The 22,055-nt window shown below is 69.4% G+C and carries 21 protein-coding genes and 1 pseudogene; 8 read left to right on the plus strand and 14 right to left on the minus strand.

The genetic code is table 11. From position 1 onward, the window contains the following. Positions 1-161 precede the first annotated feature (161 nt). From J4H91_RS12765 to J4H91_RS12775, 3 genes are read left to right on the plus strand one after another with little or no spacing between them, the layout of a single operon-like run. On the plus strand, positions 162-839 hold the full coding sequence (locus tag J4H91_RS12765) for a DedA family protein (RefSeq protein WP_341783543.1): 678 nt from the start codon (positions 162-164) through the stop codon (positions 837-839). Positions 840-848: 9 nt separating this feature from the next. After that, positions 849-1,898, plus strand: a complete 1,050-nt coding sequence (locus J4H91_RS12770; RefSeq protein ID WP_341783544.1) for an App1 family protein — start codon at positions 849-851, stop codon at positions 1,896-1,898. Between the two features lie 10 nt (positions 1,899-1,908). Next, positions 1,909-2,982 (plus strand): FUSC family protein, encoded by a 1,074-nt coding sequence (locus J4H91_RS12775; protein WP_341783545.1) that lies wholly within the window; start codon positions 1,909-1,911, stop codon positions 2,980-2,982. 167 nt (positions 2,983-3,149) lie between these two features. Here the strand turns inward: J4H91_RS12775 and J4H91_RS12780 are convergent, their stop codons facing one another. The 12 genes and pseudogenes from J4H91_RS12780 to J4H91_RS12835 form a co-directional block, all read right to left on the minus strand. Further along, entirely contained in the window at positions 3,150-3,713 is a 564-nt protein-coding gene (locus J4H91_RS12780) for a YceI family protein (RefSeq protein WP_208046642.1), read from the minus strand. A gap of 107 nt (positions 3,714-3,820) precedes the next feature. Beyond that, a complete protein-coding gene (locus tag J4H91_RS12785) occupies positions 3,821-4,576 on the minus strand; it encodes a type 1 glutamine amidotransferase (protein ID WP_341783546.1) in 756 nt (251 codons plus the stop codon). Then, on the minus strand, positions 4,573-5,937 hold the full coding sequence (locus J4H91_RS12790) for a Mur ligase family protein (RefSeq protein WP_208046643.1): 1,365 nt from the start codon (positions 5,935-5,937) through the stop codon (positions 4,573-4,575). Before J4H91_RS12790 ends, J4H91_RS12785 begins: the two co-directional genes overlap by 4 nt. 26 nt (positions 5,938-5,963) lie before the next feature. Further along, positions 5,964-6,698: a tRNA (guanosine(37)-N1)-methyltransferase TrmD gene (trmD, locus tag J4H91_RS12795; RefSeq protein ID WP_208046644.1), complete on the minus strand. Its 735-nt coding sequence runs from the start codon at positions 6,696-6,698 to the stop codon at positions 5,964-5,966. Continuing rightward, the gene (gene rimM / locus J4H91_RS12800) at positions 6,695-7,372 is read right to left on the minus strand and encodes a ribosome maturation factor RimM (protein ID WP_208046645.1); all 678 of its coding nucleotides are present in this window, start codon (positions 7,370-7,372) and stop codon (positions 6,695-6,697) included. Before rimM ends, trmD begins: the two co-directional genes overlap by 4 nt. After that, positions 7,372-7,692, minus strand: a complete 321-nt coding sequence (locus tag J4H91_RS12805) for an RNA-binding protein (protein ID WP_208046646.1) — start codon at positions 7,690-7,692, stop codon at positions 7,372-7,374. The genes rimM and J4H91_RS12805 overlap by 1 nt, the downstream gene beginning before the upstream one ends. Before the next feature lie 5 nt (positions 7,693-7,697). Next, positions 7,698-8,102 (minus strand): 30S ribosomal protein S16, encoded by a 405-nt coding sequence (rpsP, locus tag J4H91_RS12810; RefSeq protein WP_208046647.1) that lies wholly within the window; start codon positions 8,100-8,102, stop codon positions 7,698-7,700. Positions 8,103-8,298: 196 nt separating this feature from the next. Then, a pseudogene (locus J4H91_RS12815) lies at positions 8,299-9,765 on the minus strand (lipase maturation factor family protein). A 76-nt stretch (positions 9,766-9,841) separates the two neighbouring features. Further along, positions 9,842-11,020, minus strand: a complete 1,179-nt coding sequence (locus J4H91_RS12820) for a hypothetical protein (protein WP_208046649.1) — start codon at positions 11,018-11,020, stop codon at positions 9,842-9,844. Beyond that, entirely contained in the window at positions 11,020-11,844 is an 825-nt protein-coding gene (locus tag J4H91_RS12825; RefSeq protein WP_208046650.1) for an isocitrate lyase/PEP mutase family protein, read from the minus strand. The genes J4H91_RS12820 and J4H91_RS12825 overlap by 1 nt, the downstream gene beginning before the upstream one ends. 49 nt (positions 11,845-11,893) lie before the next feature. After that, positions 11,894-13,456, minus strand: coding sequence for a signal recognition particle protein (ffh, locus tag J4H91_RS12830; protein ID WP_208046651.1), 1,563 nt, complete (start codon positions 13,454-13,456; stop codon positions 11,894-11,896). Between the two features lie 112 nt (positions 13,457-13,568). Next, complete coding sequence (locus tag J4H91_RS12835) at positions 13,569-14,417, minus strand: 3-hydroxyacyl-CoA dehydrogenase (protein ID WP_208046652.1); 849 nt, start codon at positions 14,415-14,417, stop codon at positions 13,569-13,571. Between the two features lie 155 nt (positions 14,418-14,572). On the opposite strand from J4H91_RS12835, the gene J4H91_RS12840 reads away from it, so the two are divergent. Further along, the gene (locus J4H91_RS12840; protein WP_208046653.1) at positions 14,573-15,436 is read left to right on the plus strand and encodes an O-acetyl-ADP-ribose deacetylase; all 864 of its coding nucleotides are present in this window, start codon (positions 14,573-14,575) and stop codon (positions 15,434-15,436) included. Between the two features lie 23 nt (positions 15,437-15,459). On the opposite strand, the gene ftsY is transcribed toward J4H91_RS12840, so the two are convergent. Then, positions 15,460-16,335 (minus strand): signal recognition particle-docking protein FtsY, encoded by an 876-nt coding sequence (gene ftsY, locus J4H91_RS12845; protein ID WP_208046654.1) that lies wholly within the window; start codon positions 16,333-16,335, stop codon positions 15,460-15,462. Positions 16,336-16,391: 56 nt separating this feature from the next. Next, on the minus strand, positions 16,392-17,567 hold the full coding sequence (locus tag J4H91_RS12850; RefSeq protein ID WP_208046655.1) for a hypothetical protein: 1,176 nt from the start codon (positions 17,565-17,567) through the stop codon (positions 16,392-16,394). 249 nt (positions 17,568-17,816) lie between these two features. On the opposite strand from J4H91_RS12850, the gene J4H91_RS12855 reads away from it, so the two are divergent. From J4H91_RS12855 to J4H91_RS12870, 4 genes are read left to right on the plus strand one after another with little or no spacing between them, the layout of a single operon-like run. Then, positions 17,817-19,229, plus strand: a complete 1,413-nt coding sequence (locus J4H91_RS12855) for a branched-chain amino acid ABC transporter permease (protein ID WP_341783547.1) — start codon at positions 17,817-17,819, stop codon at positions 19,227-19,229. A 6-nt stretch (positions 19,230-19,235) separates the two neighbouring features. Further along, the gene (locus J4H91_RS12860; protein ID WP_208046665.1) at positions 19,236-20,222 is read left to right on the plus strand and encodes an ABC transporter permease subunit; all 987 of its coding nucleotides are present in this window, start codon (positions 19,236-19,238) and stop codon (positions 20,220-20,222) included. Continuing rightward, positions 20,215-21,198, plus strand: a complete 984-nt coding sequence (locus J4H91_RS12865; protein WP_208046657.1) for an ABC transporter ATP-binding protein — start codon at positions 20,215-20,217, stop codon at positions 21,196-21,198. Before J4H91_RS12860 ends, J4H91_RS12865 begins: the two co-directional genes overlap by 8 nt. Next, entirely contained in the window at positions 21,195-21,950 is a 756-nt protein-coding gene (locus J4H91_RS12870) for an ABC transporter ATP-binding protein (protein WP_208046658.1), read from the plus strand. The genes J4H91_RS12865 and J4H91_RS12870 overlap by 4 nt, the downstream gene beginning before the upstream one ends. Positions 21,951-22,055 lie beyond the last annotated feature (105 nt).

Here is a 22,055-nt window from a genome sequence, read left to right on the forward strand (position 1 = left end):
TCTCGACGTCGAGAGACATTCATCTCGACGTCGAGACAAGTTTCTCTCGACGCCGAAAGAGCGATCTCTCGAGGCCGAGACAAACGGACCCCCGGGGCAGCGGCGACCTCCTCCCGATACCGAGGACAGGGATCCGCAGCCCCCTCGTCTACACTCGGGGCGTGACCGAGCTGCTCCAGAATCTCATCGACGCGATCAGGGATCTCGACCCCGTGCTCCGCACGCTGATCGCGGGCTTCGGCATGCTGCTCGAGACCTCCGTCTTCGTCGGCCTGGTCGTGCCCGGCGACACGATCGCCCTCGTCGCCTCGGTCGGCGTGGTGGGCCCCGCGCAGTTCGCCTGGCTCGTCGTGGCCCTCGTTCTCGGAGCCGTCTCGGGCGAGAGCATCGGCTTCGCACTCGGCAGATGGGCGGGCCCGCGGCTGCGGGCGAGCCGCGCCGGCCGCCGGCTCGGAGAGCGCAACTGGCGCGTCGCCGAGCACTACCTGGGCGAGCGCGGCGGATTCGCCGTGTTCCTCTCCCGCTTCCTCCCAGTGCTCCACTCCCTCATCCCGCTCACGGCGGGCATGGCGGGTATGCGCTACGGCCGTTTCCTCGCCTGGACAGCGTCGGCCAGCGTCGTGTGGGCGGTGCTCGTCGTCGGCATCGGGGCCGGAGCGGCGACCGGCTACGAACAGCTCGCGGGCCGAGTGAAGGGCGCGGGCTACGTCTTCGTCGGCGCAGCCGTGCTCGCCGTGCTCGCGCTCTGGTTGGTCAAGCGCGCCTTCCTGAAGCGCGAGCAGGCCCACATGCGGCTCGAGGGCGACGGATCCGAGTCGGCGCCGGGCGCGAAGCCCTAGACTGGCTGAGTGACCTCAGCTGACCAGTTCGACTCCCGTCCACGGATCGCGGCGCGGCTCGAGGACTGGATGCACTCCCGCAGGGCGAAGCGGGCGGTCGCTCGGGGCAAGACCCCGGTCGTCATCCCCTACATCGGCTACGGCACGACCGAGCGGTTCCGGGTGCTCGGCCGAGTGCTCTATCTCAAGCCCTCCACGCGTGAGCACACCCGGCTGCGTCCCGACGTCGCCGCGGTCTCCCGCGTGCGCGGGTGGCGCACCTTCACGAGCGTCTACGTGCCCCACCAGCCGGTGCGCGTGCTCGTCGACGGCGAACCGGTCGGAGAGGTCATCGCCGACCGCGGCGGCGTGATCGACGCGCTCGTGCCTGCCGCGCTCACCCCGGGCTGGCACACGGTCGCACTCCAGGCCGGCGACGGCGAGGCCACCGAGGCTCCCGTCTCGATCGCCGAACCCGACGCCGAACTCGGCATCATCTCCGACGTCGACGACACGATCCTCATCACCGCACTCCCGAAGCCCTTCGTCGCCGCCTGGAACAGCTTCGTGCTCGACGAGCACGCGCGCGCAGCGACGCCCGGCATGGCCGTGATGCTCGACCACCTCGTCTCCGAGCACCCCGGCTCACCCGTGATCTACCTCTCCACGGGAGCCTGGAACGCGGCGCCCGCGCTCAGCCGCTTCCTCGCGCGCAACCTCTACCCCATGGGCCCGCTGCTGCTGACCGATTGGGGTCCCACGCACGACCGCTGGTTCCGCAGCGGCCAAGAGCACAAGCGCCGCGAGCTGAAGCGACTCGCCGAGGAGTTCCCCCGCATCCGCTGGGTGCTCTTCGGCGACGACGGCCAGCACGACGAGGCGCTCTACCACGAGTTCGCCACCGCCCACCCCGACCGCGTCGCCGCCGTCGCCATCAGACAGCTCTCCGTCGGCGAGGCCGTGCTCGCGGGCGGCCGCTCCAAGGCCCGCCTGCACCGCACGACGAGCGGCGTACCGTGGGTCTACGGCCCCGATGGCGCAACTCTGCGGGAAGAGCTCCGCAAGCTGGGCCTGCTGTGAGGGACTCGCCGTGACCGCCGACGGTTCGCGCCTCTCGCGGTTGCGCCGTGCACCGCACTCGCTGACCTCGCGGGTCACCGCGGAGAAGCGGGTGCCGTTGATCCAGGTGGCCAAGACGCTCGCGGCGATGATCCTGGCGTGGTTCACCTGCCTGCTGATCTTCCCCGAGCAGCTTCCGATCTTCGGCGCGATCGCCGCCCTGCTCGTGGTGCAGGACAACGTCGACCAATCTCTGAGCAAGGGGATGGAGCGCGTCATCGGCGTGCTGCTCGGCGTCTCCGTCGCGCTCGCCACCGGCACGTTCCTCGGCCAGCACTCCTGGCTCTTCATCGCCGCGCTCGTCGCCGGTCTCGCACTCGGCTGGGCGCTCAGGATGACGCCGAGCGCTGCGAACCAGATCGTGGTGAGCGCACTGCTCATGATCGCGCTCGGGGGCCTCAGCCTCGACTACGGCATCGAACGCCTCGTCGAGACCCTCATCGGCGCGCTCATCGGCGTCGGCATCAATGCGCTCGTCGCGGCGCCCGTGCGCACGGTGCCGGTGCACGAGGCCCTCGTGTCGCTGACCGAGAACGCGGCCGCGGCGCTGCGCCGCATCGCCGACGCGCTCGACCGCCCGCGAGACGACGACTGGCTCGAGCAGATGCACGAGGACGCGCGCACGCTGCAGGTGCAGCGCACGCGCGTGCATGCCCTGCTGCGCCAGGCCCGCGACAGCCTGCGGCTGAACCCGCGCAGCCGGCGCCACCGCCGCGGGCTCGCGGCCGACGACGCGCTCTTCGATCGGCTGCAGCCGATCATCACCCAGATCGGCGGCATGTCGCGCGCCGTCTACGACCTCTACGAGCCCGACCTCGTGACCGATCCGCAGGTCGTGGGCATGGTCGAGGAGATCAGGCGCGCCGCCCACGATCTCGAGCTGCTCGTGCACGATGGCGGGGAGCGGGAGATCCCGACGGAACCACCCGCGCTCACAGCCCCCTACACGATCCCTCGCCCGCACCCGGAGCACTGGGTGCTCATCGGCTCGCTCATGGAAGATCTGCGCCGCGTTCGCGGCCGCATCACCGGCGAACTGGAATAGACAGGCGCCGGTCGAGCTTCGCCCGGTGCCCGCGCGAGCGGCCCTCCCCGCTGATTGAGCGAGGCGAACTCTATCCGCTGATTGAGCGAGCGAAGCCGAGTCGAAATCACCGATGCGTCTCAGGTTTCGACTCGCTTCGCTCGCTCAACCAGCGGCGCGAGCGGGGCTTACTCGCCCGACTGCAGAGCTGCCTGGATGTCCAGGGTGATCGTGACGTCGGAGCCGAGCAGCAGACCGCCCTTCTCGAGGGGCGCGTTCCAGGTGAGGCCGAAGTCCTCGCGCTTGACGACGGTGGTGGCCGTGAAGCCCGCCTTGTAGTTGCCGTAGGCGTCCTCGCCGAAGCCGCCGAACTCGAAGTCGAAGGTGACGGGCTTCGTCACACCGCGCATCGTGAGATCGCCGTCGACCTTGAACTCGCCGTTCTCCTCGCGCACGCCGGTCGAGACGAAGGTGAGCTGCGGGTACTCCTCGGCTGCGAAGAAGTCGCCGGTGCGCAGGTGGCCGTCGCGGTTCTTCTCGTTGGTGTTGATGGAGGCGACCTCGGCGGTGGCCTCGACACTCGAGTCGAGCGGGTTCTCGGCGGTGACGAAGGTGGCGTCGAACTGCTCGAACTTGCCCTTGACCTTGCTGATGGCGAGGTGGCGAACGGAGAAGCCGACCTCGGAGTGCGTGGGGTCGACCGTCCAGGTGCCGACGCGGTAACCGGGGATCTGATCAGCGGTGATGCTCATGTGTGTGCCTTTCGTTGGTTTGTTGGGCCTGGAGAGCACAACCGATACATGCACGTGCATATTCCCGGGTTCTGAAAATTTTTTGCAGGTGCCGGAAGAGGGATCCCTCAGCGGGGGCGCCGCTTGGCGCTCTCACGGGCTCGCAGCACTGTCTCATCGACGCCCGCGACCGGTTCGAAGGAGCCGTAGCGCCTGCGCGCCGCCTCGCCGATCAGGAAATCGCTGACCGCCGGGTTCTTCGGCAGCAGCGAACCGTGCAGGTAGCTGCCGATCACGTTGCCGGTGCGCGCGCCCTCGAGGCCGTCATCCGGGTTGTTGCCCGCCCCCTGCACCACGCGGCCGAACGGCCGGGATCCCTCGCCGAGGCGCGTGTTGCCGCTGTGGTTCTCGTAGCCGATGACCTCGCCGAAGTCCTCGGTGTCGAGCACGACGTTGCCGATCATGCGTTTCGAGCCGCCGTGCGTCTCGACGTCGAGCACGCCGATGCCGGTCAGCTCCTCCCCGTCGTGCGTTACGAAGCGGTGGCCGAAGAGCTGGTAGAGGCCGCAGATCATGAGCATCGGGGTGCCCGAATCCGCGAGGGATCGCATCTCATCGGCGCGCAGTGCGAGGTCGAGCGCCACTCGCCCCTGACCGGAGTCCTGCCCTCCCCCGCCGATGACGATATCGACCCGATCCGGCAGCGGATCGCCGGGGTTCACCTCCACGACGCGCGGCGCGAAGCCGTGTGCGCGGGCGCGACGCGTGAGCGAGAGCACGTTGCCGCGGTCGCCGTAGATGTTCATGTCGCGCGGGTACAGCGATACGATGACGAGCTCCCGCGCGGCGCCGCCCTGATCGATCCGGGTGTCGTTGTCGCTCACCAGATGTCCTCCACGTCCGTGACCTCCGCGAGCGCGCGGCGCAGCTCGAGCATGGCCGTATAGGTGCAGTAGATGCGTCGCGGGCGGGCCTCCCCGTCCGCGGACATGGTGCGCTCGCGGAACCCGGCGAGGGCGCGGCGCAGATCCTCCTCGACGTGGCCGACTGGCACGTCGTCGTGCTCGAGGCGCAGCGCCATGTCCCAGGCCCGGGTGCCCGAGACGGTGTCGACGCCGCTCTCGGCGAGGGATCCGAAGTCGACGTCCCATAGCCACGACATGTCGCGGCCGTCGGCGTACTGATCGTTGATCGCGATCATCGCGGCGACCCCCGCCGCGTCGAAGGACGCGAGGCCGAGCCTGAATCCGGCGGGGTTCTTGACGAGCACGAGCTCGAGTGGCCGGCCGTCGAGTTCGAGCTGCTCACCGCGGCCGAAGGCGGGCCGCACCTCGGCGAGCGAGGCGAGGATCGCCGGCGTCGAGGCGTCGCCCTCCCTCCGCGCCGCGGTTCCCGTGCGCGGCCCCGCCTGCAGGATCATGCGCACCGTCGCGAGCGCCGCTGCGGCGTTGAAGGTGTTGTACAGCCCCTCGAGCTTCAGCCCCGTGCGGTGCACGGTTCCGTCGATCTCGAACTCGGCCTCGTGGTCGCCGAGGCCGACGAGCACGACGTCGGCCGGACGCTTCGCCGTCGCCTCCCCCGCAGGAGCCGAGGCGTGGAAGTCATCGTCGCTCGGGAACGTCGACAGCAGCGAGTCCGAGAGCCCGAACTCGCGCACCTCGGGGCCGCGCGCGGCCCCCGATCCCTCGCCGCCGCGCGCCCTCGTCGCCTCGCCGATCGCCGCGACCAGCCGGTCCTCGCGGTTCACGACGAGGCCGTCGGTCGTCGCATCCGCGATGCGCTGCAGCAGCTTCGCGGTCGTGTCGATCTCGCCGAAGCGATCGAGCTGATCGCGCAGCACGTTGAGCAGCAGGGTGAACCGCGGCTGCACCCGATCGATGAAGTACATCGCGTGGGCCTCGTCGAGCTCGAGCACGGCGATGTCGGCGTCGAGCCGGCCGGTGAGCGAGCACTCCTGGATCGCGGCGGCCACGACGCCGCGCGAGAAGTTAGATCCGGTGCGGTTCGTGAATACCCGAAGCCCCTGGGCCTCGAGCATCTCGACGACCATCTTGGTCGTGGTGGTCTTGCCGTTCGTGCCGCTCACCGCGACCACACCATAGGGCAGACGCCCGAGCACCCGGCCCATGAAGCCGGGGTCGAGCTTCTCGACGACGAGGCCGGGGAGTGCGGATCCGCCACCGCCGCGGAGCTTGGCGAGCTGACGCACCGTCTTACCGGTGACCGCGGAGAGAAAATCGCGCATGGATCAAGACTAGCGCCGTGCGCCCGTCAGTCCGCCGCGTGCCGGCCGCGGGACTCGCCGCGCAGCTCGCGCGGCAGCAGTTCGGGGCGCACGCGGCGGGTGCGCTCGATGCGCTGCTCGCGCCTCCAAGCCTCGACCGCGGCGTGGTTGCCGCTCAGCAGCACGGGCGGCACGGGGCGTCCGCGCCACTCCGAGGGCTTCGTGTAGCTCGGGTACTCGAGCAGCCCGTCCTCCTCGTGCGACTCCTCGACCAGACTCTCGGGGTTGCCCACGACACCGGGCAGCAGGCGCCCGATCGCCTCGATCATGGCGATCGTCGCGACCTCTCCCCCGTTCAGCACGTAGTCGCCGATGCTGACGAGCCGCACGCGGCCCCGCTCGGCGTACTCGTCGAAGACGCGCTGGTCGATGCCCTCGTAGCGGCCGCAGCCGAAGACGAGATGCTCCTCGTGCGCCAGCTCGCGAGCCATCCCCTGGGTGAACACCTCGCCCGCGGGAGACGGGAAGATGATGAGCGGATCGGATCCCTCGCCCTCATCGAGGATGCCGTCGAGAGCCTCGCCCCACGGCTCGGGCTTCATCACCATGCCCGCGCCGCCGCCCGCGGGGGTGTCATCGACGGTGCGGTGCCGGTCGTGGGTCGCGTCGCGCAGGTCGTGCACGCGTACGTCGATCAGGCCCCGCTGCTTCGCCTTGCCGAGCAGAGAGAGCTCGAGCGCATCGAAGTAGCCCGGGAAGATCGTGACGACGTCGATCCTCATTCGCGCGGGCCGCCCTCGGAGCCCTGGGCTTCGTCCGTGTAGTCGATGCCGTCGGGGCCCTCGGCGCCGTCTCCGGACCCCTCGTCCGGCCCTTCCTCGAAGAGCCCGGTCGGCGGTGTCACGCGCACCACGCCGGCCTCGAGGTCGACCGCGGGCACGATCGCCTCGACGAATGGCACGAGCACCGTGCCGCTTTCGGTCGACACCGCCAGCAGATCCTGGGCCGGGAAGTGCTGCACCTCGGCGACCGTTCCGAGTTTCACGACCGCGCCGTCCTCGGACTCGCGAACGACGTCGAGGCCGACGAGCTGGTGATCGTACCAGGCGTCCTCCTCCTCGCCCGCGGCGACGGCCTCCTCGTCGATCCACAGGATCGCGCGCACGATGCTCTCGGCGGCGGTGCGATCGGGGACCTCGTCGAAGAAGCCCACGGGCGAGCCGTTGAACCAGCGCAGCTCGCGCATGGTGATCGTGCGCCCGAACCACTGCGAATCCTCGGGGACCTGCAGGTGGAACACCGCATCGGGCACGAAGCGCAGCTCGGGGTTGTCGGTGTAGAGCTCGAGCTTGATGCCGCCCTTCAGCCCGTGCGGCTTCGTGAGGCGACCGACGCGCAAACTCCCCGCCCCGCAAGCGGGACGGGGAGCACGCGCACGCCCTGAGGGCTCGCCCATCAGGCGACCCCCTCCAGGCGCTCGTCGGATTCGGGCTCTGCGCCGTCGGTGTCATCGACCTCGACGTCATCGATCTCGTCGGTGTCGACGACGTCCACTCGGATGCGCTCGCCCCGGGCGAGCGAGGCGACGACCGTACGCAGCGACTGGGCGGTACGCCCGCCGCGACCGATCACGCGGCCGAGGTCGCTCGGGTGCACGCGCACCTCGAGCACCCCGCCTCGCGAGGTCTCGCGCAGCTCGACGCGCACCCGGCCGGGGTGGTCGACGATCCCCCTGACGAGGTGGTCGAGCGCTGCTGCCAGAGCCTGATCAGCCAAGAGGGTTACTCGGCGCTCTCGGCCTCGGCGGCCTCTTCGGCCGGAGCCTCGGCGGGCTTCTCGGCCTTCGGGCGCAGCACGGTCTTCTTCGAGGCGTCGGCCTCGAAGACGGCCTTCGGCTCGGGAGCGAGGATCTTCGACTCGGTGTCGCCCTCGCCCTTGAACTTGGCCCAGTCGCCGCTCAGCTTGAGGATGGCCGCGACCTGCTCGGTCGGCTGCGCGCCGACGCTCAGCCAGTACTGCGCGCGGTCGCTGTCGACCTCGATGAAGGAGGGGTGCTCGGTCGGGTGGTACTTGCCGATCTCCTCGATGACGCGGCCGTCGCGCTTGGTGCGCGAGTCGGCGACGACGATGCGGTAGTAGGGCGCGCGGATCTTGCCGAGGCGCTTGAGGCGAATCTTGACAGCCATGGGTGACTCCTTGAATCTGAACGAATGCCGCACCGAAAGCCAGTGCGGAAGCCTGGGCGCGCGTGATCGCGCGAACCCGTCAATCCTTCCACATCCACGCCCGAAAATCAATTTTTGTCAGGACCAGGGGTTTTATCGAGAGCGGGGGTCCTATCGGGGTTCGCTCGCCTGCCACGCACTCGCCGCACGGTCGTCGTCACAACCCCACCGGGCCCACGAGCACTCGGCGGCGGTCCCTGACCCAGACCACGTCCTCGGCCCGCTTCTCCTCGCGCGTCGCGAAGCGGTAGCGGTACGACACCACGCGCAGTCATCGGGGCCGCTCCCCCGCGAAGGGGTCCCTCCGCAGCAGCGCCAGCGTCGGCGCATCGGCCTCCAGCAGGCGCACCAGCAACGTCGTGAACCAGTCGTCGAGGGATCGGCCGAGCGGCAGGAACCACATCAGCCAGTCGAGCCGCAGGTGATAGGGGGCGAACTGGCGCGGCACGCGCCGCACGTCGCCGGGCTTGCCCCTGAACTCGTACTCGCACCAATCGGCGGCGTCCGGATCCTCTTCGCTCGTGCCCTCCACGACGTATTCGGTGCGCTCCTTCGTGACCGTGCCGAAGGCGCCGTAGGCGTTCGCGAGCTGCCAGCGGTTGAAGCTCGCGTTCATCAGCTGGCGGCGCGCGAACAGGTTGCGGAGGGCGGGCAGGCTGAGGGCGACGTACAGGAGCGCGACGGCCGAGGTGATCGCGAACCAGTACCAGGGCAGCCCGTCGATCCCTCCCCCGCTCGGCGGGCTGGCGTCGACGGGCGACGGCGCCGAGACCGCCGAGAAGGCCAGCACGATCGTCGCCCAGTTCAGCCAGGCGAAGTTGCCAGTGAGCACGAGCCACAGCTGAGTCGCGACGACGACGCCCGCGGCGACCGCCCCGACGATCGCAGGTACGGGCCCGGACACCCAGAGCCCGATGATCGGCGCGAAGACGAAGAAGGGCACCACCAGCTGGGCGAAGTGATTGCCGAGCACCTCGAGCCGGTGGAACCACCGCGGCAGCAGATGCGCCTGCCTGCTGAGCGGCCCCGGCATGGGCTGCGTCTCGTGGTGATACATGAGCGCGGTGAGGTCGCGCCACTCGCGACCGCCGCGGATCTTGATCATCCCGGCGCCGAACTCGAGGCGGAACACGAGCCACCAGAACAGCACGATCACCGCCACCGGCGGCGGCTGATCCCTCGACCCGAGAAACGCGGCGAGGAAGCCCGCCTCGAGCAGCAGCATCTCCCATCCGAAACCGTAGAAGGTCTGCCCGATGCTGGAGACCGACATGTACGCCAGCCAGAGGGCGAGGAAGCACAGCATCGGCACCCACGGGGGTGCGAGCTGCGGCACCCCGGCGACCAGCAGCGCCGCGACCGCGATGGCCGCCCAGCAGAGCGCCCGCAGGCGTCGATCGGTGTAGCGGACCCGGCGGAAGAGCGTCGGGCGCAGCAGCTTCGCCCGCGACGGCGACTCCGCCGCCCAGGCGAGTAGCCGCGGAGCCGGCAGCAGCCCGCGCTCCCCGAGCAGCGCCGGGAACTGGGCCAGCGTCGAGACGAACGCGACGAGATAGAGCGCCGCGATCCCCCGCTGGAGCACCTCGCGCGCGAAGAAGAAGTCGACAGCGGCGAACCCGTCCATGCGTCCCAGGGTACGCCGGGTGCCCTGCGCGTGCACGGTGGGGCCATCGCCCCGGCACGACCGCGCCTCGGCATGCTCACCGGTCGAGGAACCATCCGAGCACGTGGGGGAAGGCGAGCATCGCGCCCACCGCGAGCACGAAGGCGGCCGTCGCCCAGGCCGCCGAGCGCAGGCGGAGCCGCCTCCCAGCGTCGGCCACCTGCGAGCGCGGCCGGGCGGCCCGCGGGTCGGTGTAGTGACGGGCCTGGTGCCCGAGCTCCTGCGCGACGAGTTCCGAGAAGAGCAGCATCGCGGTGACCTCCGAGCGATCCGAGCCCGCGCGGAAGCGGCGCGAGGCCACGACGAGCCGATCCTCGATCACCTCGATGTCCCAGCGCCGGCCGTGGTCGATGAGGCAGACCATCACGTCGGGGGTGAGCAGTTCGAGCGCGTCGCGCTGGTATCCGGCCGGTGCGTACGCGGTGAAGTGGCGGTCGAAGTCGCCCTCCAGCGAGAGCCGCTGCGAGCCGGGCAGCACGGCGCGCAGGCTGCCGTTGCGGCGCGCGTCGATCATGAGGTGCGGCAGCGCGCGCGGCAGTTTCATCGACAGGTAGCGGAACGCCGGGAACGGCCCCTTGGGATCGCTCTTCCCGCCGGTGTAGGTGGCGACGGCGATCTGCAGCGGCGGATCCATCAGCTCGCCGTGATCGGCGCCCTCCTCGGCGAGTGCGAACTGGGATTGGTAGAGCGGTGCCCGGGCAGGATCCTCCCGGTGGGCGAGCCGCGCGGGCATGCGGGGCGGTGCACCCGCCCGCCCCTCGCCGAAGAAGATACCCCAGCGGCGCGGCAGAATACCGTACCGCCGGTACTGCAGCCCGCGCTGCCGTGCGAACCGCTGAAACGCGATCGCGCGCCGCGTGTCGGCCGGCATGGAGAGCAGCACGGCGCCCCAGATCCAGAGCCCGATCGCGAACCAGAGCAGCACCATCATGAACAGCCCGCGCCCCCAGTCGAGCCAGTCGGGCAGCGGGACCGCCACCGGCTTCTCCACCGTGAGGCTGGAGCAGAGCAGGACGACGGGCACGGCCGCCACCACCAGGAGGGCACCCCTGGCGGCGGAGCGGAACGCCGACGGGTCCTCGTCCCGCACCTCTCGCCAGCTCACTCGATGCGGCCACTCGGACCGGAACAGCGCGAGGCGCGCCCCGGGACCGGAGGGGCGCGTCTCGGTACCGACCTCTCCGTCCCGACCGGCCGGCCCGGAGACCTCCGACATCACCGCTCCATCAGAGCGGCGATCTCGGAGCCCGGCATCGCCTCGCTCAGGTAGTCCGCCGTGCCCGGGCCCAACAGCTCCTCCGCCGCACGACGCACGGCGCCGTATGCGGCTCTGGCGAGGGATCCGCCGACGCTCACCCTGGCGACACCCGCCTCGGCGAGCGCGCTGACGGTGAAACGCACGGCTCCGATCCCCAGCACGACGTTCACGGGCTTGTCGAGCGACGCGCAGACCTGCCGCACCGCGTCGAGGTCGGGAAGCCCCGGGGCGTAGAGCACGTCCGCACCCGCCGCCGAGTAGGCCTGCAGCCTCCTGATCGTATCGTCGAGCGAGGGTCGGTCGCAGAGGTAGTTCTCGGCCCGCGCCGTCAGCAGGAAGCCCCGTCCGCGAATCGCCTCGGCCGAGGCCGCGATCCGATCCGTCGCCACGTCGAGGTCGTAGACGGGATCCCTCGCGTCACCGGTCGCGTCCTCGATGGAACCTCCCACGAGCCCGGCCTCGCACGCGGCCCGCACCGTCTCGGCGCAGGCTTCGGGCGAGTGCCCGAACCCGTTCTCGAGGTCCGCGGTCACCGGCAACGGCGTCGCGTCTGCAATCTCAGCGGCGTTCGCGATCACCTCGTCGCGGGTGAGAGCGCCCGCCGAGTCCAGGCGACCGTGGGCGAACGCGTAACCGGCGCTGGTCGTCGCGAGCGCAGGGAATCCCGCGCTCGCGAGCAGCCGAGCCGTACCCGCGTCCCAGGCGTTGCCGACGAGCAGCGGTCGCTCGTCGAAGTGCATCGCACGGAAACGCTCGAACTTCTCCCGCTGCGAATCGGACATGCTCGCAGGCTAGCAGCAGCGGGAACCGACGGGAAGCGGAGCTCGGACCCTAGCGCAGGCCCTTGCCGAGCATCTGCTGCAGCTTCGCCATGTCCTCCTCGGAAGGCGCGGCGGCCCCGCCCTGGCCGAGGCCGAAGCCCGATCCGCTCGGGGCTGCGGACTGCTTGGCGGCGAGGCCGGCGGCCTCCTGCGCGCGCTTCGCCGGATTGCCCGACTGTTTGCGCCCCTTGCCCTTGGCCTGCTGCTTCTTCTTGCCGCCGTGGCCCATGCCGGGCATCGGCCCCATACCCGGGATCTGCGGCACGCCGCCGCGGGCGACGGTCTTCATCATCTTGGCGGCCTGCTCGAAGCGCTGCACGAGCTGGTTGACGTCGGTGACGGTCGCACCGGATCCCTTCGCGATGCGCAGGCGCCGCGAGCCGTTGAGGATCTTCGGATTCTCCCGCTCCTCACGCGTCATCGACTGGATGATCGCCTCGGTGCGCACGATCTCGCGCTCGTCGAAGTTCTCGAGCTGGTCCTTCATCTTGCCCATGCCGGGCAGCATCCCCATCATCTTCTTCAGGGATCCGGCCTTGCGCAGCTGCTGCATCTGGCCGAGGAAGTCATCGAGCGTGAACGCGTCCTTCGCGATCTTCTCGGCGACCTTGCGAGCCTCCTCCTCGTCGAAGGCCTGCTGAGCCTGCTCGATGAGGGTGAGGATGTCGCCGAGGTCGAGGATGCGGCTCGCCATGCGGTCGGGGTGGAACGGCTCGAAGTCGCCGAGGCCCTCGCCCGTCGAGGCGAAGAGGATCGGCTTGCCCGTCGTTCCGCGCACGGAGAGCGCGGCGCCGCCGCGCTGGTCGCCGTCGAGCTTCGTGAGCACGACACCGGTGAAGTCGACGCCCTCCTGGAAGGCCTTGGCGGTCGCAACCGCGTCCTGGCCGATCAGGGCGTCGATGACGAAGAGCACCTCGTCGGGGTCGACGGCCTTGCGGATGTTCGCAGCCTGCTGCATGAGCTCCTGGTCGACGCCGAGGCGGCCCGCGGTGTCGATGATCACGAAGTCGTACTGCTTCGAGCGCGCCTCCGCGACGCCGTTCTTCGCGACCTTCACTGGATCGCCGACTCCGTTGCCCGGCTCAGGGGCGTAGATCGCGACCCCGGCCTGCTCGGCGACGACGCCCAGCTGGGTGACGGCGTTGGGACGCTGCAGGTCGCAGGCCACGAGCAGCGGGGTGTGCCCCTGCCCCTTCAGCCACTTCGCGAGCTTGCCCGCGAGCGTCGTCTTACCCGCGCCCTGCAGGCCGGCGAGCATGATGACCGTCGGCGGGTTCTTCGCGAACTGCAGCCGGCGCTGCTCGCCGCCGAGGATGCCCACGAGCTCCTCGTTGACGATCTGCACGACCTGCTGGGCGGGGTTGAGCGCCTGATTGACCTCGTCACCGAGGGCGCGCTCGCGCACCTTCGCGGTGAACTCCTTGACCACCTCGAGCGCGACGTCGGCCTCGAGCAGGGCACGGCGGATCTCGCGAACCGTGCCGTCGACGTCGGCCGCAGACAGCTTGCCCTTCGAGCGAAGGTTCTTGAAGGTGTCGGTGAGCCGAGCGGAGAGGTTTCCGAAAGTTGCCATAGTGCTTCGATTCTAGGGCGTAATCCGATCGCTGCCCTCATTGACAGGGAGAGGGATCCGCGCGACCGCGTGGATCCCTCTCCCGACCGACGAGCGCCCCGTGCCCGCCCGTCTACTCGTAGGTGTAGAAGCCCCGCCCGGATCCCTTGCCGAGGTAGCCCTTGTCGATGTAGTCCCGCTTCAGGATCTCGGCGAACTCGCGCTGCACCGGGTCCGCACTGTCCTTGCCGAGGTTGTACGGGGTCATCATGCCGACGACGTCGTAGATCTCGAAGGGGCCCGTCGGGGATCCCGTCGCGATCTTCCAGGTGCGGTCGATGTCCTCGGGGCTCGCGACGCCCTTCACGAACAGCGCCGACGCCGCGTTCAGGAACGGCACGAGCAGCGAGTTCAGCACGTAGCCCGGCTGCTCCTTGTGGATGCGGATCGGCACCATGCCGATCTCCTCGGCGAACTGCGCGACCTTCTCGAAGACCTCGGGGTCGGTGCCCGGGTGACCCATGACCTCGCCCGTGTTCTTCGCCCACACCTCGTTCGCGAAATGGAGGGCGAGGAACTTCTCGGGGCGCCCGGTGAACGGTGCGATGTCGCTCGGCAGGAGCGTCGAGGAGTTGGTGCAGAAGATCGTCTGCTCGGGTGCGACCGCCGCGACCTTCTCCCAGGTCTGCTGCTTGATGTCGAGGCGCTCGGGAACCGCCTCGATGATGATGTCGGCGTCCTTCACGGCGTCGGCGAGATCGGAGGAGGTGCGGATGCGGGCGACGGCGGCGTCGAGCTTCTCGGATGTCGCATCGGGCAGGTCGCGCAGGTAGAGCGGCTTCAGATACTCCCACCGCGCCGGGAGCTTCGCGAGGATCTCGTCGCTCAGGTCGTAGGCGACGACGTCCTTGCCGGAGTAGGCGGCCTGGAAGATGATCTGGGATCCGAGCACTCCGGTTCCGAGCACGGTGAGGTTCTGCATGGTTCTGCCTTTCTCGAACGCCGCTCCCGGATCTCGGGAGCGCGATCCGGTCCGGCGGCCAGCGCTGGTGGCCCGGCCGTCAGGCCTCACCTCCAGTCTTACTCCCTTCTTTTGCACCGATCAGTCGGTTTCGCTCAGGGCGAGATACTGGAGTCATGACCTCACTCACCGTCGTGCAGGGCGACATCACCGAGCAGCGCGTCGACGCGATCGTGAACGCGGCCAGTCGCGCCATGCGCGGCGGAGGCGGCGTCGACGGAGCGATCCATCGTGCCGCGGGCCGCTCGCTCATGCGGGAGTGCATCGAGCGCTTCCCGCACGGCCTCGCCACCGGCGACGCCGGGTGGACACCGGGCTGCGAACTGCCCGCGCGCTGGGTCGTGCACACCGTGGGACCGAACTTCCGGGCAGGCGAGCGCGACGTGTCGCTGCTGGCGTCGTGCTACCGACGATCCCTCGAGGTCGCCGAACAGCTGGGCGCCCGCAGCATCGCCTTCCCCGTGATCTCCGCCGGTATCTACGGCTGGCCGCTCGGCGAGGCCGTCGAGACCGCGGTCCGCACCGTCATCGCGGCCCAGGCTTCGGGCCTCACCACTGCGGAGGAGGTGCGGTTCGTCGCGTTCGACGCCTCGATGCTCACGAGACTCCAGGCGATGCTCTGGCTGCACAGGCGTCCGCGGGCGGGCGAGGGATCAGTGGGCGCGCTCTTCGACCGCGCGCCCGACGCCCTGTCTCTGCGGCAGGGGGATCTCGGCCCCTACCGCGGCGACGTCTATCTCGAAGCCGTGCTGCGCGGGCGACTCGCCGCCGTTCCCGCTCCCGCCGAGCACGAGCGGCTGCGCCGCCTCCTGCACGACGCCGTCGAGGATGTCACCGGCGTCTCACTCGAGCGGCTCGGGGAGACGGGGACCGCGCACGTGCCCGAGCTCGATCCCGGACACGGCATCTCGGCGGGCACGGTGAACCTGCGCTGGTGGCGAGAGCTGCGGGTCCCTCACCTGCTCGCAGCTGCGGGCTGAGCGCCCGGATCGCCCATCCCGGATCAGCCCACCAGCTGCTGCGCGAAGACGTGCGGGGTGAAGCCGGTGAGATCGCCGATCCCCTCGCCCTGGCCGACGAGCTTGATCGCGAGCCCGGTCTTCTGCTGCACCGAGAGCACGAAGCCGCCCTTCGCCGAGCCGTCGAGCTTCGTCAGCACGAGTCCGGTGACTCCCGCGTGCTGGATGAAGGCCTCGGCCTGCGCGAGCCCGTTCTGACCCGTGGTGGCGTCGAGCACGAGCAGCACCTCCGACACGGGTGCCAGCTTCTCGATCACCCGGCGTACCTTGCCGAGCTCGTCCATCAGCCCGCCCTTGGTCTGCAACCGGCCCGCGGTGTCGATGATCGCGATGTCGTACTGCTCGTCGATGGCGCGCTGCACCGTCTGGAATGCGACGGACGCGGGATCCTGCCCCTGCTGCTGCGGCTTCACGATGTCGACCCCCGCGCGCTCGGCCCACGTGCCGAGCTGCTCGACCGCAGCCGCGCGGAAGGTGTCGGCCGCACCCACGATGATCTTCTTGTCGAACGCGGTGAGGTACTTCGCGAACTTGCCGATGGTGGTGGTCTTGCCCACACCGTTCACGCCCACGACGAGGATCACCGCCGGACGCTCCGAGAGGTGCAGCGTCGGATCGTAGGCGGCGAGCCGCTCCTCGATCGCGTCGCGCAGGATCCGCCGCAACTCCTTCACCTCGGTGATGCGGTGGCGCTCGACATCGGCGCGCAGCTGATCGAGGATCGACTCCGCGACCTCCGGACCGAAGTCGGCCGTGAGGAGCGCAGCCTCGAGCTCGTCCCACGTCTCCTCCGTGATCAGCTCGGGGCCGGTGAAGAGGTTGCGGAACGCTTTCGAGAAGGACCAGGATCGCTCAGCCATGCTCCGATCCTATCGGCGCGGACCGACACCAGGCCCGCCGCCGCACGCTCTGCGGCTCAGGGGCGATCCGCACGGCGGCTCCACGCGTCGACGTCGACGTGCGTGTCGGCGCCCGAGCGATGCCAGGTCTCGCCGGTATCAGCTGCCCGAGCCGCGTCCCTCAGCCAGTAGCTCGCATCGGGATCCCACCCGGCGATCATGCTCGCCCGTCCCGCCCCGCAGTCGATCGCGGTCCCCGCCGCCGCGAGGTAGCCGCGCACCGTCAGGTGCACGGCGTCCCAGTGCTCGGCGACGCGCGACCAGTCGGGCATCACCCAGTCCCCGGCGCGACCCGAGGTACGGAACCAGTCGTGCCGCTTCTCAGCGCTCACATCGAGCGGGAAATCGCGGCAGAGCCCGGCCCAGGCAGCGGTCCCGTCGATCTCGAGCACACGGGCGGCATCCTTCGCGCTCACCGGCGAGACGATCGCCTGCTCCCAGCCGCGCGAGTCCTCCTCGAGATGCAGGCCCACCGGCCCGAAACCGGGGATCTCCCGAGTGGTGCGGAGCAGATCGCGGGGAGGCGTCGACCACCATTCACCGCTCCAGTTCGCCGAGGGGTCGGCAGGCCGATCCCTCGTCGCCCGCTCCTCGAGCGTGCGCTGCTCGACGGCCCACGCCGAGAGCAACCGCGGGGCATCGCGCGAACTCGGAGGCGCGCCTCCCGTTTCTGCATCCCGGACCGTGGCGAACTGAGGGCTGAGCATCGCCGGGTCTCCCCACCACTGCGCTGCTGCGGCACCGACGAGGTGCTCTGCGACGCGCAGCAGCGCTCCGCGCGCCTCGGACAGAGCCGCCAAGGCATCCACCCCGTCCGGCTCCTGCCAGTATCGTGCGGCGCCGACCGTCGCGGTCAGTGCCTCCAGCAGCAGACGAGAAGAGGCCTCGGGCAGAGCCGCGTCCGAGAGCGCGGAGACCGCTGCCTCGATCGCCTCGTCCTGCGACGGCTCCCGAGGGATCGACGCCTCCGTGGAGCCGGACACGTCGTCCGTGGCGAACAGCCGGACCCGCGACCCGCCTCTGCCGGGATCGAGCACATACCCGGCCCAGAACAGCGCCGTACCGAGAGCTCCGACCTCACCATCGTCGATGTGCTCGGCCGCGCGCATGAACTCCACGCAGAGTCGCCGACCCCGCGGCCCCGACACGAGCTCGCCAGGCGGCATCGGCTCCGCCGGGGATCGCTCAGCCATGCTCCGATCCTATCGGCGCGGACCGACGCCAGGCCCGTTCGATCCCTCGCCGCCGGCGGTCCCTCTCGACCCCCACCGACGGAATCCACCAACGCCGACGCCCTCCGGAGGAAGAGTTTTGGTCACGATGCGACGATGTTCCGCGCTCAATTCGCGCCCGCAGGCCCCGCCTCCGCTACCATCATCCCTGTTACCCAGCCCAGCAGCGCCGCAGGAACACGGCGCCGCCCACGACCTCACGGAGGCACCGTGACCCTATTGCCCGCTCGATCAGGGCCCCTGCGACGACGCACCGGGGCGGTCCTGATCCTCGTCGCACTGCTCGCGACGATCGCGAGTCTCCTCCTTCCGACGCCGGCTCAGGCCGTCGACTGCGCGCCGAGCCCCGACACCGGCTGTCTGCAGGGCATCATCAAGTCGAGCGACGGCACGCCGGCGCCCGGCGTGACGATCGAGCTCTCGGGCCAGGGCGACGAGCAGACGACCGAGACCGACGAGAACGGCCGTTGGGGCTTCGCCATCGAGAAGGCCGGCAGCTACACCGTCTCCGTCGACGGCGACACGCTGCCCGAGGGCCAGTTCTTCAAGAACGCGGACAGCCGCGAACTCGAGGTGGCTCTCTACGACTCCACGAGCGCGCTCTTCCCGCTCACCGACGATCCCTCGGCCGCCCAGACGCCTTCGGGCGAGGCATCCGGGGGCGATAAGACCCCCTCCCCCTCGGGCGACAAGGGCGAGCAGGCCGCGCAGAGCGGCGAACCGCAGAGCGCGTCGGGGGCCTTCTCCTGGCAACGGTTCTGGCAGCAGTTCGCCTCCGGCATCCGCATGGGCCTGCTGCTCTCCCTCGCAGCCCTCGGCCTCTCCCTCGTGTTCGGAACGACGGGCGTCAGCAACTTCGCCCAGGGCGAGATGCTGTCCATGGGCGGCATGCTGGCCTATCTGTTCATGTCGCTGACGGGCAACCTCTGGCTGGCCGGCCTCATCACGGTCGCCATCATGGCCGCGTTCGGCTACCTGCAGGACATGACGATCTGGAAACCGATGCGCAAGCGCAGGCTCAGCCTGATGCAGATGATGATCGTCTCCATCGGCTTCTCGATCGCGCTGCAGAACCTCTTCCAGTTCTTCTTCGGCGCGAGCATTCTGCGCATCGAGAAGCGCACCCCGGAGACGGTCACCATCCTCGGTGTGACGCTCACCGTGCAGTCGTACATCGCGATGGGCATCGCGCTCCTCGCGGTGATCGCGGTCGGCCTCGCCCTCAAGTACACGCGCTTCGGCCGCGCCACCCGAGCGGTCGCCGACAACCCGGCGCTCGCGGAGGCCTCCGGCATCAACGTGGACAGCGTCATCAGGGTCGTCTGGACCGTGGGCACCGGCCTGGCCGGCCTCGCCGGCATCCTCCTCGGACTCGTGCTCAACGGCGTCGCGTGGAACACCGGCTGGTCGTTCCTGCTGCTGCTCTTCGCAGCCGTCGTGCTCGGCGGCATCGGCACCGCGTTCGGTGCGTTCATCGGCGCCATGATCATCGGCCTCGTGGTCGAGATGGCGAACATCTGGCTGCCCGGCGATCTCAAGCACGCCGCGGCACTCTTCATCCTGATCGTCGTGCTGCTCGTGAGGCCCCAGGGCATCTTCGGGCGTAAAGAGCGGATCGGCTAAGGGGAAATCATGTTCTGGACCAATCTGCTGGAGTCCATCCTCCAGACCGCGCTCTCCCCCGTCACGGCCGCGTTCGCCATCGCCGCGATCGGGCTCAACGTCCACTTCGGCTTCACCGGCCTCATGAACATGGGCCAGGCGGGCTTCATGCTCGTCGGCGGCTACGGCTTCGTCATCTCGGTGATGAGCGGGCTCGGCCTCGTGCCCGCGCTGATCATCTCGATCCTGGCCTCGATGCTCTTCGCGCTCGTGCTCGGCATCCCCACGCTGAAACTGCGCGGCGACTACCTCGCGATCGTCACGATCGGCGCGGCGGAGATCCTCCGCATGGTCGCGAGGCTCGCGAATCTGACCCCCATCACCGGCGGCCCGAGCGGCATCCAGAGCCCGAACTTCCGTGAGGAGTTCAACGCGCTCTCCTTCCTGCCCGAGGGCCGCACCACCTTCCTCGGCATGACCTACAGCAACGTGGGCGTCGACGACTGGTGGAGCCGCATCGTCGCCTGGGTGCTCGTCGCGCTCTTCATCCTCATCACCTGGCTGCTCATGCGCAGCCCCTGGGGCCGTGTGCTCAAGGGCATCCGCGAGGACGAGGACGCCATGCGCAGCCTCGGAAAGAACACCTTCTCCTACAAGATGCAGGCGCTGATGATCGGCGGCGTGATGGGCGGCTTCGGCGGCATCATCATGGCGCTGCCTGCGTCGATCAACCCGGACGGCATGGGGCGTCCCACCACATTCAATCTCTGGATGATCATGCTGCTCGGCGGCGCCGCGACGATCCTCGGACCGCTGCTCGGCGCGATCCTGTTCTTCGTGCTGCGCCTCATCATCACGAGCTTCGCCTCCGAGTTCGTTCCGGCGACCGTGCTCAACTCGCAGCAGACCGAGCAGCTCTCGTGGGTGCTCATCGGCGTCATGCTCATGCTGCTCGTGATATTCAGACCCCAGGGAATCCTCGGGAACAAGAAGGAGCTGTCGTTCAATGTCTGACACCGCAGCGGCCACGGCCTACCCCTACGACCGCGCGGCTCTCCGCGCCGAGCTCGCCACGCTCGACCAGGTTCCCGGAGCGTCGAAGCCCGATCCGATCCTCACCGTCGACAACGTCGTGCGCCGCTTCGGCGGCAACGTCGCCGTCAACGTGGACCACCTCGAGGTGCAGCGCGGTGCCATCACCGCTCTCATCGGGCCCAACGGCGCGGGCAAGACGACGTTCTTCAACCTCATCACCGGCTTCGACACACCGTCGAACGCGCCCGGCATCCTCGCCTCGGGCGACGACCGCGCGCGCTGGAACTTCAACGGGCGCGCCCTCACCCGCACCAACGCCTCGCGCGTGGCGCGAGCAGGCATGATCCGCACCTTCCAGCTCACGAAGGCGCTCTCGCGCATGACCGTGCTCGAGAACATGCTCGTGGGCGCGAACAATCAGCCTGGCGAGAACCTCTTCGCCGGCCTCGTGAAACCCATCTGGGCGGCGCGCGAGAAGGAGAACATCGAACGCGCGAACGAGATCCTCGCCCGCTTCAAACTCGACGCGAAGCGCGACGACATGGCCGGCGGCCTTTCCGGCGGGCAGAAGAAGCTGCTCGAGATGGCGAGGGCGCTCATGTCGGATCCCGCCATGATCATGCTCGACGAGCCGATGGCGGGTGTGAACCCGGCCCTCACGCAGAGCCTGCTGGAGCACATCCAGCAGCTGCGCGACGAGGGCACCACCGTACTCTTCGTGGAGCACGACATGCACATGGTGCGCCACATCTCCGACTGGGTCGTCGTCATGGCGCAGGGCGAGATCATCGCTGAGGGCCTCCCCGAGGAGATCATGACGAGCGCCGCAGTCGTCGACGCCTACCTCGGCGCCCACCACGACCGCGACCTCGGCGATGACGACGTGCTCAGCACCGGCGTCATCAACGCCATCGCGGCCGAGGTCGAGAACGAGAGCCGGGAGGAAGCCCGATGAGCACCGAAGCACCCGTCATCAAGGCGGACCACCTCGATGCGGGCTACCTGCCCGGCATCAACATCCTGAACGACTGCTCCCTCGAGGCACGCAAGGGCGAACTCGTCGGTATCATCGGCCCGAACGGAGCCGGCAAGTCGACGCTGCTCAAGTCGCTCTTCGGCCTCGTCAACATCCGCAAGGGCACCGTGACCTTGAACGGGGAGGACGTCACCTCCCTGCGCACGAGCGAACTCGTGCGCAAGGGCGTCGGCTTCGTGCCGCAGACGAACAACGTGTTCCCCTCGCTCTCCATCGAGGAGAACCTGCAGATGGGACTCTTCCTGAAGCCCAAGGAGTTCACCAGCCGCATCGCCGAGATCTGGGATCTCTTCCCCATGCTCGCCGAGCGGCGCAAGCAGCTCGCGGGATCCCTCTCGGGAGGCGAACGGCAGTCCGTCGCCATGGCCCGCGCACTCATGATGAACCCCAGCGTGCTGCTGCTCGACGAGCCCAGCGCCGGCCTCTCCCCCGTGCGCCAGGACGAGACCTTCATCCGCACCAGGCAGATCAACCGCACGGGCGTCACCATCATCATGGTGGAGCAGAACGCCCGCCGCTGCCTGCAGATCTGCGACCGCGCCTACGTGCTCGACCAGGGCACCAACGCCTACGAGGGGCCCGGCCGCGAACTCGCGAACGACCCGCGCGTCATCGAGCTCTACCTCGGCACGCTGGCGACGGACGTCGAAGCGAAGGCGAAGTCGGAGTAGGGGTCCGTCTCGGGGTAGCGCAGAGCCGCTGGCCGCGCCGATTGCGGATTCACGACGTGCCGATGAATCTTTCGCACGTCGCTCATCCGCAAATGCGCGGCCAGC

It is taken from the genome of Leucobacter ruminantium, assembly GCF_017565705.1.
Classification (GTDB): domain Bacteria; phylum Actinomycetota; class Actinomycetes; order Actinomycetales; family Microbacteriaceae; genus Leucobacter; species Leucobacter ruminantium.

Bases quoted from the DNA above. Each gene is read 5' to 3' on its own strand.
- J4H91_RS12780 (WP_208046642.1), bottom strand. From the start codon at position 3,713: ATGAGCATCACCGCTGATCAGATCCCCGGTTACCGCGTCGGCACCTGG.
- J4H91_RS12790 (WP_208046643.1), bottom strand. From the start codon at position 5,937: ATGCGCGATTTTCTCTCCGCGGTCACCGGTAAGACGGTGCGTCAGCTC.
- trmD (WP_208046644.1), bottom strand. From the start codon at position 6,698: ATGAGGATCGACGTCGTCACGATCTTCCCGGGCTACTTCGATGCGCTC.
- rimM (WP_208046645.1), bottom strand. From the start codon at position 7,372: ATGGGCGAGCCCTCAGGGCGTGCGCGTGCTCCCCGTCCCGCTTGCGGG.
- rpsP (WP_208046647.1), bottom strand. From the start codon at position 8,102: ATGGCTGTCAAGATTCGCCTCAAGCGCCTCGGCAAGATCCGCGCGCCC.
- J4H91_RS12820 (WP_208046649.1), bottom strand. From the start codon at position 11,020: ATGTCGGAGGTCTCCGGGCCGGCCGGTCGGGACGGAGAGGTCGGTACC.
- J4H91_RS12825 (WP_208046650.1), bottom strand. From the start codon at position 11,844: ATGTCCGATTCGCAGCGGGAGAAGTTCGAGCGTTTCCGTGCGATGCAC.
- ffh (WP_208046651.1), bottom strand. From the start codon at position 13,456: ATGGCAACTTTCGGAAACCTCTCCGCTCGGCTCACCGACACCTTCAAG.
- J4H91_RS12835 (WP_208046652.1), bottom strand. From the start codon at position 14,417: ATGCAGAACCTCACCGTGCTCGGAACCGGAGTGCTCGGATCCCAGATC.
- J4H91_RS12840 (WP_208046653.1), top strand. From the start codon at position 14,573: ATGACCTCACTCACCGTCGTGCAGGGCGACATCACCGAGCAGCGCGTC.
- ftsY (WP_208046654.1), bottom strand. From the start codon at position 16,335: ATGGCTGAGCGATCCTGGTCCTTCTCGAAAGCGTTCCGCAACCTCTTC.
- J4H91_RS12850 (WP_208046655.1), bottom strand. From the start codon at position 17,567: ATGGCTGAGCGATCCCCGGCGGAGCCGATGCCGCCTGGCGAGCTCGTG.
- J4H91_RS12865 (WP_208046657.1), top strand. From the start codon at position 20,215: ATGTCTGACACCGCAGCGGCCACGGCCTACCCCTACGACCGCGCGGCT.
- J4H91_RS12870 (WP_208046658.1), top strand. From the start codon at position 21,195: ATGAGCACCGAAGCACCCGTCATCAAGGCGGACCACCTCGATGCGGGC.